Raw genomic sequence first — 15,465 nt, 5'->3', positions numbered from 1 at the left:
CTCTCGATCTGGCAGGCAAACAAAAGCCCCGCATCTGCGGGGCTTTTGTTTGACTAGGCGCTGACTTTCTTCACGCCCAGTTTCTTCAGCTCTTCGTCGCGCAGTTCGCGGCGCAGGATCTTGCCGACGTTGGTGGTCGGCAGCGCGTCGCGGAACTCCACGGCTTTGGGTACCTTGTAGCCGGTGACGTTGGCGCGCATGTGCTCCATCACCTGTTCCTTGGTCAGGATCACGCCCGGTTTGGCGACGATGAAAATCTTGATCGCCTCGCCCGACTTCTCGTCCGGCACACCGATCGCTGCGCATTGCAGCACGCCCGGCAGGGTCGCCAGCACGTCTTCAAGCTCATTGGGGTACACGTTGAAACCGGAGACCAGGATCATGTCTTTCTTGCGATCGACAATGCGCATATAGCCATCGGGCTGGATCAGCGCGATGTCACCGGTCTTCAACCAGCCTTCGCTGTCGAGTATTTCATCGGTGGCGTCCTGACGCTGCCAGTAGCCTTTCATGACTTGCGGACCTTTCACACACAGTTCACCGATGCCGCCCAACGGCTGTTCCACGCCGGCATCGTCGATGACTTTGCACAGGGTCGACGGCACCGGAATACCAATGGTGCCGATCTGGATGTTCTGGTTCGGGTTTACCGTGGCCACCGGGCTGGTTTCGGTCATGCCGTAACCTTCACAGATCGGGCAACCGGTGACCGCTTTCCAGCGCTCAGCCGCGGCCAGTTGCAAGGCCATGCCGCCGGACAAGGTGATTTTCAGGTTCGAGAAATCCAGCTTGCGGAACGCTTCGTTGTTGCACAGCGCAACAAACAGAGTGTTCAAGCCGACGAAGCCGCTGAACTTCCACTTCGACAGTTCCTTGACCATCGCCGGCAAGTCGCGCGGGTTGCTGATCAGGATGTTGTGGTTGCCGATCAGCATCATCGCCATGCAATGAAAGGTGAAGGCATAGATATGGTAGAGCGGCAGCGGGGTGATCAGGATCTCGCAACCTTCATTGAGGTTGGAGCCCATCAGCGCCTTGCACTGCAACATGTTCGCCACCAGGTTGCGGTGGGTCAGCATCGCGCCCTTGGCCACGCCGGTGGTGCCGCCGGTGTATTGCAGCACGGCAACGTCGCTGCTGGCCGGGTTGGCTTCAGCCACTGGCTGGCCATGGCCCTTGCTCAGCACGTCATTGAACTTGATTGCCTTGGGCAAGTGATACGCCGGGACCATCTTCTTCACGTACTTGATGACGCTGTTGATCAGCAGACGCTTGAGCGGCGGCAGCAGGTCGGCCACTTCAGTGACGATCACGTGCTTGACGCCGGTCTTCGGCACGACGGTCTCAGCCAGATGCGCCATGTTGGCCAGGCAGACCAGGGCTTTGGCACCGGAATCGTTGAATTGGTGTTCCATTTCCCGCGCGGTGTACAGCGGGTTGGTGTTGACCACGATCAGCCCGGCGCGGATAGCACCGAAGACAGCGACCGGGTATTGCAACACGTTGGGCAATTGCACGGCGATTCGATCACCGGGTTGCAAATCGGTATGCTGTTGCAGGTAAGCAGCAAAGGCACCGGACAATTCGTACAGCTCACCGTAGGTGATTGTTTTGCCCAGGTTGCTGAATGCCGGTTTGTCAGCGAAGCGTTGGCAGGATTGCTTCAACACTGCCTGAATATTCGGATACTCGTCTGGATTGATCTCGGCAGCAATTCCAGCTGGGTACTTATCCTTCCAAAAGTCTTCGATCATGGAAGCCCACTCCTCAGCAACGCGAATTCAAATACCGCATTTGATGCGATTATTATTGGTGTTTGATTATTGGTGAGTCTGGCTTTTAACAAGGCCGAGAAGTCACAAAGCGCGCCGAGAGTAGCAGCTTTGCCAAGGGCCGACTAGAGCCAAAATCGGCCTCTACAGTCACTTTAATGACTCAAGACTAACAAGCGGTCATTTTAGAGCAAAAATTCTATACAGCCTTGCAAGCCCCGTATTTTGGGGCTCTTCCCTTAAAAGCATCGCGGGCAAGCCCGCTCCCACAAGGTCCGCGTCGTACACATTCTTTGTGCACAACACTAAACCTGTGGGAGCGAGGCTTGCCCGCGATCCGCGCGATGCGCGGCCATTCAACGATCAGGCAATCTCTCGCAACTCCCGCCGCAGAATCTTGCCCACCGGCGTCATCGGCAACGACTCACGCAAGACGATGTGCTTGGGTACTTTGTACGCCGTGAAGTTTTCCTTGCAGTAGGCCTTCAGCTCTTCAAGGCTGACCCCCGATTCGCGGGCCACCACAAACAACTTCACCGCCTCCCCCGAACGCTCGTCCGGCACGCCGATCACTGCGCAGTTGGCGACTTTCGGATGGGCCATCACCACGTCTTCGATCTCGTTCGGGTACACGTTGAAGCCCGAGACGATGATCATGTCTTTCTTGCGATCGACGATGCGCACGAAACCGTCCGGGTCGATCACCGCGATGTCGCCCGACTTGAACCAGCCGTCGGCGTCCAGCACTTCGGCGGTGGCTTCGGGTTTCTGCCAGTAGCCCTTCATGATCTGCGGGCCCTTGATGCACAGTTCGCCACGCTCGCCCAGCGGCTGCTCGGCGCCCTCATCGTTGATGATCTTGAGCGTCGTGCCCGGCACCGGCAGACCGACCGTGCCGATGCGCGACTTGTCGCCGTAGGGATTGGTGCAGGCCACCGGCGAGGTTTCAGTCAGGCCATAACCCTCGGTGATCCGGCAACCGGTGAGCTGCTCCCAGCGCTCGGCGGTGGCCTTGACCAGCGCAGTGCCACCGGAATTGGTGAGCTTGAGGCTGGAGAAATCCAGGGTCTTGAAGTCGGGATGGTCCATCAGCGCGACGAACAGCGTGTTGAGCCCCAGCAGCGCCGAGAATCGCCAGTTCTTCAGTTCCTTGATGAAGCCCTTGATGTCCCGTGGATTGGTGATCAGCACGTTGTGGTTGCCGGTCACCATCATGCACATGCAGTTCGCCGTGAAGGCATAGATATGGTACAGCGGCAGCGGCGCGATCATTACTTCCTGGCCTTCGCGCAGCAGCGGCTGGCCGTCGGTACCCAGCTGACTGAGGCATGCCCGCGCCTGCTGCATGTTCGCCACCAGATTGCCGTGGGTCAGCATGGCGCCCTTGGCCAGCCCGGTGGTGCCGCCGGTGTATTGCAGCACGGCGATGTCGTCGAGACCGACGTTCAGCGGTTTGATGCCCAGGCCCCGGCCCAGACGCAGCGCGCTTTTGAAAGAAATCGCCTGCGGCAAGGAATAGTCCGGGACCATTTTCTTGACCTTGGCGACCACAGTATTGACCAGCCAGCCCTTGGCGGTAGGCATCAGGTCGCCCATCTTCGCTTCGATCAGGTACTGGATGTCGGTGTCGGGAAGCACTTCCTGGACCTTCTGTCCGAACACGTTCAAGTAGACCAGCGCCCGGGCACCGGAGTCCTTGAACTGATGACGCATCTCCCGCGCGGTGTACAACGGGTTGGTATTGACCACGATCAGCCCGGCACGCAAGGCGCCGAACACGGCAATCGGGTAATGCAGGATGTTGGGCATCTGCACCGCAATGCGATCCCCCGGCACCAGGTCGGTGTGGGCTTGCAAGTAACCGGCAAACGAAGCGCTGTAGCGTTCCAGTTCAGCGTAGGTCAGGGTCACGCCCATGTTGCTGAACGCCGGGCGGTCGGCAAATTTCTTGCAGGAACGCTCGAACACCTCGATCACCGACTTATAGGCCCCAAGGTCGATATCCAGGGGCACGCCGGCCGGGCGTTTGTCATTCCAGAAATCAGGTTGCATTATTCTTGTCCTCTTTACCTGAGCCTATCCGGGGCCGCTTTTCTGTCACTTCTGAAAAGCGGTGCTTCCCGGACACTAGCAGCTATGGTGAAACAGGCAAATATGCGCACGGTCGTCATTGATCGCGTGAATCTTGCTGCCCCGGCGTGGCCTGATCAGACGGTAGCCGTTGGATGCGCTATACAATGCAGCGGGGCTGTTTCCCACCCCTGCTGCCTCATGCAGTCCAACGCAAAGGAATCGCCATGATCCACGACACTTTCTGGCTGACCGCGAGTGACCGCAGCCGCCTCTTCGTCAACCAGTGGCTGCCGGCCGCGCCGCTCAAGGCGGTGATCCTGCTGGCCCACGGCATGGCAGAACACAGCGGTCGCTACGCCCGCCTGGCGCAAGCATGCTGTGATCAGGATTACGGCGTTTATGCGCCGGACCTGCGTGGACATGGCAAAACTGCCGAAAACGGCACCCTGGGCCATTTCGCCGACGATGATGGCTGGTGCAAAGTGGTCGGCGACCTGGCCAGTCTTAACCAACATATCGGCCAACAGCATCCCGGCGTGCCGATCGTGCTGCTGGGCCACAGCATGGGCAGTTACATCGCCCAGGCTTACTTGCTGCACCACAGCGCCAGCCTGCACGGGGCGATTCTCAGCGGCTCGAATTTCCAGCCTGTAGCGCTCTATCGCGCAGCGCGACAGATTGCTCGTCTGGAACGCCTGCGCCAAGGGCCCAAAGGGCGCAGTGCGCTGATCGAATGGCTGTCGTTCGGCTCGTTCAACAAGAAATTCAAACCGGCACGTACGCCGTTCGACTGGCTGAGCCGCGACCCGGCCGAAGTCGACAAATACGCCAATGACCCGCTCTGCGGCTTTCGCTGCACCAATCAACTGTGGATCGATTTGCTCGGTGGCTTGCAGCAAATCAGCAAAGCGTCCAATCTCGCCCAGATCGATCGGGGCCTGCCGTTGCTGGTGATTGGTGGCGAATGTGATCCGGTGAGCGAAGGCAAACGTCTGAAAGATCTGGCCCACGCCCTGCGCGACGCTGGCTGCCAGAGCCTGCAGCTGACTATTTACCCGCAGGCCCGGCATGAATTGTTTAACGAGAGCAACCGCGACGAAGTGACGGCCGATGTGCTGAACTGGATCGCCCAGGCCTTGAGCAACCGCCGGCCACCCAGAGCCGAATAGTTTTTTTGTGGATTTTTTTAATTCGTCACAGGAATCAAGACAGATGACCCAGGTTACCAACACCCCTTACGAAGCCCTCGAAATCGGCCAGACCGCCAGCTACAGCAAGAGCGTCGAAGAGCGCGACATTCAGTTGTTCGCCGCGATGTCCGGCGATCACAACCCGGTGCATCTGGACGCCGAATTCGCCGCTGCCAGCATGTTCAAGGAGCGTATCGCCCACGGCATGTTCAGCGGCGCGTTGATCAGCGCGGCGGTGGCTTGCGAGTTGCCTGGGCCGGGGACTATTTATATCGGTCAGACGATGAGCTTTCAGAAGCCAGTGAAAATCGGCGACACGCTGACTGTGCGCCTGGAAATTCTCGAGAAACTGCCGAAGTTTCGTGTGCGTATCGCCACTCGGGTGTTCAACCAACGCGATGAGTTGGTGGTGGATGGCGAGGCGGAGATTCTGGCGCCGCGCAAGCAACAGACCGTGACATTGCCGACGTTGCCGGCGATCAGCATCGGCTGATTCACCGCGCCTCTGTGGACAGGGGCTTTCTGTGGCTAGTGGCTTGCCTGTGGCGAGGGAGCTTGCTCCCGTTCGGCTGCGCAGCAGTCGTAAAGCTGCCACCGCGCTGGAACAGGTGAATAGATGTGCCCGATTGGGGGCGCTTCGCACCCCAGCGGGAGCAAGCTCCCTCGCCACAGAAAGCCCTCTCGCCACAGTAAATGCAGCGTTATCGTTCTCCTACCATCCCGAACACAAAAAACGCCAGACTGGCTGGCGTTTTTGACGGATAACGAACGCTTATGAGCGTGCGCGAGCCTGGTTACGCAGGGCTTTCACCTGATCGTGGTTGCGTTGTACGCCGTGATACTGGCGTTCAACGATGTCACGAATGCTCACCAGGTTGTCTTTGTTGATTTTCTCCAGCGCGTCCTTGTAAGCCTTCTTGGCGTGGTCTTCACCGCGTTCGGCCTCGTTCAACACCGCCTCTTCATCCTTGCCGGTGAACATCGCCTTCACGTCGACCCAGCGACGGTGCATATCGCCACTGACACTGGTGGACGTTTCTGGATCACCGCCCAAGGAACGCACAGTGGCCTGCAGCTCGGCCGCGGCAGAGGCGCAGTCGGCGGAGCGCTGGATGAACAGGTTTTTGAGTTCTGGATTTTTGATGTCTTCAGCGCAAGTCTTGAACCCTTCCTGACCATCTTTACAGGTTTCAATCAGGTCGTTGAGTACAGAGATCGCTTCTTTATTGATGTCGGTCATTTTTCAATTCCTTGCGGTTGATGAAAGATGCAATAAGTAATTGCATCCTGCATGCCAGCTTCGGATTGAGTATTTTTCATTATATTTCAACAAGTTAACTTTAAAGACGAAATCTGTATCCGCTTTATTTGCATGATCTGTCATTTGGCCTGCATGCAGAATGCCTGTATTTTCCAGACTGTTTTGAATCAAGACGACTGATGATGAATCCCGAAAAGCTCGAACTGTTGATTACCCGTGAAATGCCCTTCGGCAAATACAAGGGCCGCATCATCGCTGACCTGCCCGGCCAGTACCTGAACTGGTTCGCTCGCGAAGGTTTCCCCCACGGTGAGCTGGGCGGTTTGCTGGCCTTGATGCAGGAAATCGATCACAACGGTTTGTCGGAGCTGCTCGAACCGCTGCGCGCCAAACACGGCAAACCCGCCCCTCGCCACTGATCCGCCTTACCTCACCGAGTTGCCCATGCCCGATAACACCCGCCGTTCCCGCGATGAAGCCTTTTGGCAGACCTTTGCCGACCGCTATGCTGTCGAACCCGGCCCCCTGAACCTGGAGAACGGTTACTTCGGGCGCATGTCGCGCACTGTGGTCGAGGAGTATCAGCGCAACATCGAGCTGATCAACCGCGGCAACTCGGTGCATGTGCGCCAGCGCTTCGAACAGGGCGAAAGCGTCAAGATTCGTGCGCAGCTGGCCGAGCTGATCGGTGCCCCCGCGCCGAAGCCGTCGCCCTCACCCGCAATGCCTCGGACGGCCTGCAATCGCTGATCCGCAACTACAACCGCCTGGAACCGGGCGATCAAGTGCTGATTTGCGATCTGGAGTACGACACGGTCAAGGGCGCGATGCGTTGGCTGGCACGCTATCGAGGCGTGGAAGTGATCGAGATCGAACACCGCCACCCCGCCAGTTTCGACAGTTTACTGGCCACTTATCGCGAAGCCTTCATGCGTTATCCGCGACTGAAGCTGATGGCCCTGACCCACGTCACCCATCGCACAGGATTGGTGATGCCGGTGCAGGCGATTGCCGCTGCCGCCAGGGAACATGGCGTCGACGTGATTCTCGACGGCGCACATGCCTTGGGTCAGATCAAGTTCAATCTCGATGAATTGGGCATCGCCTTTGCCGGCTACAACCTGCACAAATGGATCGGTGCGCCGCTGACCCTGGGGTTCATTTATATCGCGCCCCAGCGCCTGGCCGATATCGACCCGGACATGGGCGAGATGCATTTCCCGATCACTGACATTCGCGCCCGCACGCCGTACAGCACCCCAAACATCCCGGCCCTGCTGACCCTGCCACTGGTGTTCGAAGAACATCACGCCATGGGCGGTTCCGTCGCCAAGGGCACGCGGCTCAATTACCTGCGCAACCGATGGGTCGATGCCGTGCGGGGGTTACCGGGGATCGAAGTCATGACCCCCAATGACCCGCGCCTGTATTGCGGCATCACCTCGATGCGCTTTACCCGGCATGCTGATCAGCAGGTGATGGTCGAGCGACTGCTCAACGACTACAACCTGTTTACCGTGGCGCGCAGCGGTGCGGCGTGTGGCCCGTGCATCCGCATTACGCCGGGGCTCACCACCACCGCAGCCGACATGGATCTGCTGGCCCGTGCGCTGACTGAGTTGCGCTGACGTCACACGGTGTATTTGTCGAAGTCCTCGGGCTTGATTTGTGATGACACCGCAAACGTGTCGACACCGATGGTCATGTGCCCGAAAAAGCCGTCTTCGTTCGAGTCTCGACCGATGGCATGGACATTCAAGGTCGAGGCTTCACCACCCATGCCCTGATAGAACTCATCCTGCTCGTTGTTCAGCACGCAGATGCCACGCCCGCGGTACTCACGAGCATTGAGTACCATCCGCGAGGCCACCTCGGGAAAGTACAGCTGACCGACCCAGGCGACATGCCGCTCTTCCAGATAGTTGTTGCCGGCCGTGATGCGGACCGCTACATGAATATGCAAGGCGCGACCGGCATAAAAACCCGGGTAGATGGTGGTAAATCGCACCACGCCCTGGGGATCGGTAAATTGCCCGCCGCGCAGGTAGGTATCGTCATCGGTACGTGGGATCGAACCGATGGCATCGACGTCGACTTCCTTGTCCGGGTCGACCTTGCTCCAGCCCGAATACGCCCCACGCGCGTTGCAATGCCAGATATCGACCACCGCCCCGGTAACCGGTTGACCGGTCATCGCATCGACGATCGTCAGTCGCAGCACCAAGGGGATGCCATCCATGCCTTCGCTGATGTTTCGCCTGATCAGTTTCGGGTTTCGAAAATACGGGCCGGCGATCTGTTCGGGTGACAGTTGGCAAACCGGTTGTGGGGATGTAATTGCAGTGTTGTCGTCCATGACGTTCTCTCTTCCATAAGATGAACGCAGGTTAGCGCTGGACGAGCGGCGAGATGCGGTAACTATGTATCGCCTTCTTTCCAAGGAGCGAGGCTTGCCCGCGCCTACAGGTTTCTCTTTTTTTCAGGCAAAAAAAAACGGTGCACCGACCAAGCGCACCGTAAAGCCGTAGAACACACAACGAAGTGTTTGGTAAATCCGGTGAATCAGTCCAGCAGAGCCAACGCCTCGGCGGTGCACTCCTGGATGCGGGCCCAGTCGCCGTTCTTGATCCACTCGGGGTCAAGCATCCAGCTACCGCCCACGCACATCACGTTTTTCAACGCCATGTAGCTCTTGATGTTGGCCGGGCTGACGCCGCCGGTCGGGCAGAATTTTACTTCGCCGAACGGGCCGCCCAGCGCCTTGATAGCCGCGACGCCGCCGCTGACTTCCGCCGGGAACAGCTTGAAGCGGCGATAACCCAGGCTATAGCCTTCCATGATGCCGGAGGCATTGCTGATGCCCGGCAACAGCGGGATCGGGCTGCCGACACTGGCTTCAAGCAGATCACGGGTGATACCCGGCGTGACGATGAATTGCGAACCAGCCGCTTCGGCAGCGGCCAGCATGCTGCGATCAAGCACGGTGCCGGCACCGGTCACCAGTTCCGGACGCTGCTCGCGCAGGATCTGGATCGCCTTGAGACCGAACTGCGAACGCAGGGTCACTTCCAGCGCCGTCAGGCCACCGGCCGCGAGGGCGTCGGCCAATGGCAGCACGTCCTGTTCACGAGCGATGGTGATCACCGGCAGGATCCGCGCCTTGGCGCAGAGGCTGTCGATCAGGGCAACTTTGTCCGCCATGGAAACGGTCGGGGATGTGTTTGTCATAGCGGCTGATCCTTGGTTCATGGGCACCAGTAAATCTCTAACGTAGGTTGCAGAAACGCCCGAATCGGCATGGCGGCGACATCGTCACCGGCCAGTGCGGTATTCAGGGTGGTCAGCTTGGACTGACCGGAAATCGATAGAACGGTGTACTTCGCCGAGGCCAGCAGCGCGCGGCTCATGGTCAGTCGCTGATGCGGCACGGTCGGCGCCAGCATCGGGTAGCAACGACGGGTGCCGTCGGCTTTCAAGGCATCGCTCAGGTGCGGGCTGTTGGGGAACAGCGAAGCGGTATGACCATCGTCCCCCATGCCGAGTATCAGCACGTCAATCGGAGGCAATTCGGCGAGCAAGCGATCAGCCTGCTCGGCGGCCTGTTCCAGGTTGGCGGTGGCACTGTAGAGGCTCAGGAACTGGGCCTTGGCCGCCGGGCCTTGCAACAGGTAACGCTTGAGCAGACCGGCATTGCTGTCGGCGTGTTCAACCGGCACCCAACGCTCGTCAGCCAGCGTGACGACAACCTTGGACCAGTCCAGCGTCTGCTTGGCCAGGTGCTGGAAAAACGCCACCGGGCTGCGCCCACCGGAAACCACCAAGGTCGCGGTGCCGCGCGCGTCGATGGCGTCACTCAGTTGCTTGGCCACATTCAGCGCCAGACCTTCGGCCAGCAGCACCGGGCTTTTGAACTCATGGGCGCTAACACCCTGAGGCAGTTTCAATTCAGATATCGCCATACCACGACCTCCCGTCCCGCGTAATCAGTGCAATGGAGCTCATCGGCCCCCATGACCCGGCCGCGTACGGCTTGGGCGCATCACCGGACTTTTTCCACCCGGCGATCAACTGGTCACACCACTTCCACGCGGCTTCGATTTCATCTTTACGGACAAACAGGTTCTGATTGCCGCGCATCACTTCCAGCAACAACCGCTCGTAGGCGTCGGGAATCCGCGCGCTGCGATAGGTGTCGGAAAAATTCAGCTGCAACGGACCGCTGCGCAGCTGCATGCCCTTGTCCAGGCCTTGTTCTTTGGTCATCACGCGCAAGGAAATACCTTCGTCCGGTTGCAGGCGGATGATCAGTTTGTTGCTGATCTGCAAGCGCTGCTCGGGGGCGAAAATGTAGTGCGACGGTTCCTTGAAGTGGATGACGATCTGCGACAGCTTTTGCGGCATGCGTTTGCCGGTGCGCAGGTAAAACGGCACGCCGGCCCAGCGCCAGTTGCGAATGTCAGCACGCAGGGCGACGAAGGTTTCGGTGTCGCTCTGGGTGTTGGAGTTAGGCTCCTCCAGATACCCGGGTACCGATTTGCCTTCGCTGTGGCCGGCGATGTACTGGCCGCGCACCACTTGAGTGGTCAGGCCTTCCGGGCTGATCGGCGCCAGTGCCTTGAGGACTTTGACTTTCTCGTCGCGGATGCTGTCGGCGGACAGGTCGGCGGGCGGGTCCATGGCGATCAAGCAGAGCAATTGCAGCAGGTGATTCTGGATCATGTCCCGCAGCTGGCCAGCCTTGTCGAAGTAACCCCAACGGCCTTCGATCCCGACCTGCTCGGCCACGGTGATTTCCACGTGGGAGATGTAATTCTGGTTCCACTGGGTTTCGAACAGGCTGTTGGCGAAACGCAGGGCGATCAGGTTTTGTACGGTCTCTTTGCCCAGGTAGTGGTCGATACGGTAGGTGCGGTTCTCCGGGAAGAACTGCGCCACGGCGTCGTTGACCTTGCGCGAGGATTCCAGGTCCGAACCGATGGGTTTTTCCAGCACCACGCGGGTGTTTTCGGTCAGGCCGACCTTCGACAGGTTCTCGCAAATAGCGCCGTAAACCGCCGCCGGGGTGGCGAAGTAGGCAATCACCCGCTGGGCGCTGCCAGCCTGCTCGGCCAGGGCGACGTAATCGTCAGCCTTGAGGAAGTCGACGTGCAGGTAGCTCAAGCGGGCCAGGAAGCGCTCGACCACCGCTTCATCCAGCTCTTTGGCGCCCACGTAACGGCGCAGCTCAGTGGCGATGAATGCCAGATGCTGTTGCTCGCTGCCGGGTTCACGGGCCAGCGCGATAATGCGCGTATCCTCATGAAGCAGGCCGGCGCCATCGAGTTGATAGAGGGCAGGAAACAGCTTGCGCAGGGCTAGATCGCCGAGAGCGCCGAACAAGGCAAAGGTGCACGGTTCAACCGTAATAGAAGGCATGATGTTTGTTCTTTTATCAAGTTAAGCTACAAATACCTTTTTTCAAGGCATCACTCAAGGGAAAATGTAGTAATAACCACAACATTTTCGCAAAATATAGATTCCGAGTGGTGGTCGGTCGGAGCCATCAGTAGGATAGGCCACCGTTATGGGCCGTATCAAAGGCCCAATTTGCATTAGCCGAACGCTTATTTGCGCTGCTGACCTAAGGAACATGAAATGGACCGCGTGCGAAATTTACTGGAACAGATCCAGAATCGCCTTGAAGACCTGAACAAGGCAGAACGCAAAGTCGCCGAAGTGATCCTGCTCAACCCGGAGCAGGCCACCCGGTTCAGCATCGCCGCCCTCGCCCAGGCTTCTAAAGTCAGCGAGCCGACGGTCAACCGTTTCTGCCGTTCGTTTGGCGTTAGCGGCTACCCGGAACTCAAGCTTCAATTGGCCCAAAGCCTGGCCAGTGGCGCGGCGTATGTCAGCCGTGCGGTCGAGGCCGACGATAATCCAGAGGCCTATACCAAAAAGATTTTCGGCAGCGCCATCGCTTCTTTGGACAGTGCATTACAGGCGCTTGATCCGAACCTGATCAGCCGCGCCGTCGACCTGTTGATCCAGGCCCGGCAGATCCACTTCTTCGGCCTCGGTGCTTCGGCCCCGGTAGCGCTGGATGCACAGCACAAGTTCTTCCGCTTCAACCTGGCGGTGACCGCCCATGCCGATGTGTTAATGCAGCGCATGATTGCCTCGGTGGCCCACACGGGTGAGTTGTTCGTGATCATTTCCTATACCGGCCGCACCCGCGAACTGGTGGAAGTGGCGCGCATCGCGCGGGAAAACGGCGCGTCAGTGCTGGGCCTGACAGCCGAGGGTTCGCCGCTGGCCAAGGCGAGCACCTTGAGCCTGAACATCCCGTTGCCGGAAGACACTGACATCTATATGCCGATGACGTCCCGGATCATTCAGCTGACCGTGCTCGATGTGCTCGCCACCGGTATGACCCTGCGCCGGGGCGTGGATTTCCAGCCGCACTTGCGCAAGATCAAGGAAAGCCTGAATGCCAGTCGGTATCCGATTGGGGATGAATTCAACTAACCCAGGATCTTCATTGCCTGTTCGGGCCTCATCGCGGGCAAGCCCGCTCCCACAGAAATCTACGGCGTACACAAATCTGTGTTCACTGAATATCCCTGTGGGAGCGGGCTTGCCCGCGATGAGGCCCGGCGCAACACCGAAGGTCTTGAGCTAAACCCCTACCCGCGCCTGCAAACTCAAATGCGCCCGCTCCCCCGGTGCCAGGCACAGGCTGTCGGTCCCGCCGCTGGCCGCTTCCACGCAGACGAACTCTAAAACCTCGTTCCAGCTCACGCCCAGCAACGGCCGCGAGCCGGGATGCCAGACCACCGTGTCCGCATGGTCACCCGTGTCGATACACAGTTCCCGCTGCCAGGCGTGGTCCTTGAGCTGCAATTCGCCGTCATGCTGGAACACCCGCTGACAACCGCCGTCGACCCGCAACTCGCCTTCCTGCTGGCAAACCTGGCGGCTCAACTGGTCGTAACCTTGCGCGCCGTCGAGCCCAGACAGCGCTACCTCGCCCACGTCGCCAATACGCCAATAGGCGTGCAAGGCCTGGCTCAACTGGCATGGCATGTCGTCCTGATGCTCGGTGCTCAGGTGCAAATCCATGCGTTCGCCCAAGTGCGCGTGCAAGTCCACTTGCCAGTCGCACAGCTGTAACTGCCAGTGCAGGTGCACACCATCGTCATCACTGCTGCTATCGAGCAGTTTCCAGTCGAGCAAACGCGCCCAGCCATGGGACGGCCAGGCGTTTTCGCTCGGATGACGGCCGTACCACGGCCAACACACCGGCACACCGCCGCGAATCGCACCGACATGCGGCCACTTCGCCGCGCACCACAACCAGGGTTTCTGACCCTTTGGCTGGAAGTGCAGCAACTGCGCGCCCTGCCGACTGAACACCGCCTGACACAGCGGATGGTCGATCACCAGCACATCGCGCATCTGATAGCGCTCCCACGCAAACACCGGCCGTTCGCGCAAGGATTTGAAGAAGCGTTGTAGCGGATGCTCAAGCATGTGCCACGGTCCTGAAAATCATTTTTCTACCTGATCGTTCCCACGCTCTGCGTGGGAATGCATCCCGTGACGCTCTGCGTCACATACGATGGACGCAGAGCGTCCAGCGCGGCGTTACCACGCAGAGCGTGGGAACGATCTGCTCCAAGGGGTGTGCTGCCCCAAAAAAAAGCGGACAGCCATGGCCGTCCGCAAAAATGCGCACATAGAGAGGAGCTTATCGCAACAGCGTTAGAACACCGACTGAATTTTCAGACCGGCCACCAGAGCGTTGTCGACTTCATCGACACCACCCGGGTGAGTGATGTATTGCAGGTTAGGCCGTACGGTCAGCCAGTTGGTAACGTGGAAACCGTAGTTGATCTCGTAGTTGTATTCGGTGGAACGCAACGGCGAGAACAGCGGATCGTTGTAGTCGGTGACACCATTGGCGGCGTTGACCAACTCGGCGTTTTTCTTCACATCTTCGTTGACATGGATACGGGAGAAGCCGATCCCGACGTCATCTTTAGGACGCGCATCAAACGGGCCCTTGTACACAAACATCAGCGACTGGTAGTTGTCGACGAAGTTGGTGTCTTTGTCGTGGAAGGTGGCGTTGGCCGCGATGTTCAGACCGCGTGAAGCATCACCATTGTGAGTGGTCAGTTGTTGCTGCGCCACGAACCAGTAGCCATGCTTGCTATCGTGGCTGCGATAGGCGTTGCCGCTGGTCGCTGCATCATTGCCGTTGGCGTCTTCACGGACGTCATCGGCGTTGGCAGTGCTCTTGTAGTAACCGACACGGTATTCGCCCGGCAGGTTGTTGACCTTCGGCGACCAGACCAATTCAACTGGCAAGACGGTGCCCTCGGTACCACTGCCGCTGAGCTTGAAGCCGTTACCGTGTTCCAGTTGCGACGGGTTCTGGTTGTACGCGCCGACTTGCGCATAGAACTCAGGCGTGATGTTGTACTTCACGCGAATCGCCGCCTGCATGACCGGCCAGTTGTACCAGATGTTGGTCGCCCAGTTACCCACTTGGGAACCGCAGAATGCCAGGTTCTGGAACTCGCAAGGGAAGGTGTTGAAGTCTTCGCCTTCGCCGAAGTAACCGGCCTTGACGTCCAGTTTACCGTCGAGGAACTGGTGCTTGATCCACAACTGGGTCAAACGGACCATATGGCCACGGCCGTAGACTTCCTGGGAGGAACTCAAGGTGCCGGCACGCGGGTCGCCGACACGGTCATTGGAGATGTTCTCACCGTTACGGTTGGTGAGCTGGATCTTGGCCTGGGTGTTATCCCAGCCCCACAGTTTTTCCAGGTCCAGCGCCACGCCCAGGCCAAACTGGTCGGCGTAACGCGCCGTCTTGTCGTCGTTGTAGCCGCCATGCAGGTTGGCGCCCACTTCACCGACGTAGTCGGCCTTGATGTCGATACCTTGTTCGATCAGCCTGGTCCGCTCACCACCCCAATCCCCGGTCATCCACTGCGAGTCGGCACTGAACGCGTCAGCCGCGTGTGCGCTACCGGCCATAGTCATCATCGCAAGAGCTGACAATTGGCAGATAAGCTGAGCGTTGTTCTTCTTCTTCATCCCTACATCCTCGTCTTTATTGTTATTAACTGTTTTTATCTAACGCGGTTTACAACGATTGCGGCGGATGTCCCCATCTGCC

Annotated in this window: 13 protein-coding genes and 1 pseudogene; 5 read left to right on the top strand and 9 right to left on the bottom strand. The window is 58.8% G+C overall.

All coding sequences use genetic code 11. The features are described 5' to 3' along the window. Positions 1-53: 53 nt before the first annotated feature. Positions 54-1,754: a long-chain-fatty-acid--CoA ligase FadD1 gene (gene fadD1, locus PSH65_RS07500; protein WP_305425604.1), complete on the bottom strand. Its 1,701-nt coding sequence runs from the start codon at positions 1,752-1,754 to the stop codon at positions 54-56. Positions 1,755-2,135: 381 nt separating this feature from the next. Beyond that, on the bottom strand, positions 2,136-3,824 hold the full coding sequence (fadD2, locus tag PSH65_RS07495; RefSeq protein ID WP_305425603.1) for a long-chain-fatty-acid--CoA ligase FadD2: 1,689 nt from the start codon (positions 3,822-3,824) through the stop codon (positions 2,136-2,138). 245 nt (positions 3,825-4,069) lie between these two features. Here fadD2 and PSH65_RS07490 point away from each other — a divergent pair, with 245 nt between their 5' ends. Continuing rightward, complete coding sequence (locus tag PSH65_RS07490; protein ID WP_007902411.1) at positions 4,070-5,014, top strand: alpha/beta hydrolase; 945 nt, start codon at positions 4,070-4,072, stop codon at positions 5,012-5,014. Positions 5,015-5,057: 43 nt separating this feature from the next. Beyond that, positions 5,058-5,528, top strand: coding sequence for a MaoC family dehydratase (locus PSH65_RS07485; protein WP_305425601.1), 471 nt, complete (start codon positions 5,058-5,060; stop codon positions 5,526-5,528). Between the two features lie 279 nt (positions 5,529-5,807). On the opposite strand, the gene PSH65_RS07480 is transcribed toward PSH65_RS07485, so the two are convergent. Further along, the gene (locus tag PSH65_RS07480; RefSeq protein WP_305425600.1) at positions 5,808-6,275 is read right to left on the bottom strand and encodes a PA2169 family four-helix-bundle protein; all 468 of its coding nucleotides are present in this window, start codon (positions 6,273-6,275) and stop codon (positions 5,808-5,810) included. A 203-nt stretch (positions 6,276-6,478) separates the two neighbouring features. Between PSH65_RS07480 and PSH65_RS07475 the strand changes: the two genes are divergently transcribed. Then, complete coding sequence (locus PSH65_RS07475) at positions 6,479-6,715, top strand: DUF3820 family protein (protein WP_007949456.1); 237 nt, start codon at positions 6,479-6,481, stop codon at positions 6,713-6,715. A gap of 25 nt (positions 6,716-6,740) precedes the next feature. Then, positions 6,741-7,924, top strand: a pseudogene (locus tag PSH65_RS07470) (aminotransferase class V-fold PLP-dependent enzyme). Between the two features lie 2 nt (positions 7,925-7,926). On the opposite strand, the gene PSH65_RS07465 reads toward PSH65_RS07470, so the two are convergent. The 4 genes from PSH65_RS07465 to zwf all read right to left on the bottom strand — a co-directional run bounded on the left by PSH65_RS07465 (position 7,927) and on the right by zwf (position 11,711). Next, positions 7,927-8,652, bottom strand: a complete 726-nt coding sequence (locus tag PSH65_RS07465; RefSeq protein ID WP_305425599.1) for an intradiol ring-cleavage dioxygenase — start codon at positions 8,650-8,652, stop codon at positions 7,927-7,929. 206 nt (positions 8,653-8,858) lie between these two features. Next, positions 8,859-9,524, bottom strand: a complete 666-nt coding sequence (locus tag PSH65_RS07460) for a bifunctional 4-hydroxy-2-oxoglutarate aldolase/2-dehydro-3-deoxy-phosphogluconate aldolase (RefSeq protein WP_008072964.1) — start codon at positions 9,522-9,524, stop codon at positions 8,859-8,861. A gap of 17 nt (positions 9,525-9,541) precedes the next feature. Then, positions 9,542-10,255, bottom strand: a complete 714-nt coding sequence (gene pgl, locus PSH65_RS07455) for a 6-phosphogluconolactonase (RefSeq protein WP_305425598.1) — start codon at positions 10,253-10,255, stop codon at positions 9,542-9,544. Further along, the gene (gene zwf, locus PSH65_RS07450; protein WP_048395673.1) at positions 10,242-11,711 is read right to left on the bottom strand and encodes a glucose-6-phosphate dehydrogenase; all 1,470 of its coding nucleotides are present in this window, start codon (positions 11,709-11,711) and stop codon (positions 10,242-10,244) included. The genes pgl and zwf overlap by 14 nt, the downstream gene beginning before the upstream one ends. Before the next feature lie 228 nt (positions 11,712-11,939). On the opposite strand from zwf, the gene PSH65_RS07445 reads away from it, so the two are divergent. Beyond that, complete coding sequence (locus PSH65_RS07445; RefSeq protein WP_173667542.1) at positions 11,940-12,800, top strand: MurR/RpiR family transcriptional regulator; 861 nt, start codon at positions 11,940-11,942, stop codon at positions 12,798-12,800. A gap of 150 nt (positions 12,801-12,950) precedes the next feature. Here PSH65_RS07445 and PSH65_RS07440 read toward each other — a convergent pair whose 3' ends face one another. Next, positions 12,951-13,805 (bottom strand): D-hexose-6-phosphate mutarotase, encoded by an 855-nt coding sequence (locus PSH65_RS07440; protein ID WP_305425597.1) that lies wholly within the window; start codon positions 13,803-13,805, stop codon positions 12,951-12,953. Positions 13,806-14,036: 231 nt separating this feature from the next. After that, entirely contained in the window at positions 14,037-15,383 is a 1,347-nt protein-coding gene (locus PSH65_RS07435) for a carbohydrate porin (RefSeq protein WP_305425596.1), read from the bottom strand. Positions 15,384-15,465: the final 82 nt, after the last annotated feature.

This window comes from Pseudomonas sp. FP603, assembly GCF_030687415.1.
GTDB lineage: Bacteria > Pseudomonadota > Gammaproteobacteria > Pseudomonadales > Pseudomonadaceae > Aquipseudomonas > Aquipseudomonas wuhanensis.
Note: the sequence above shows the minus strand (reverse complement) of the source record. Positions and strands in the feature narration are given on the sequence as shown.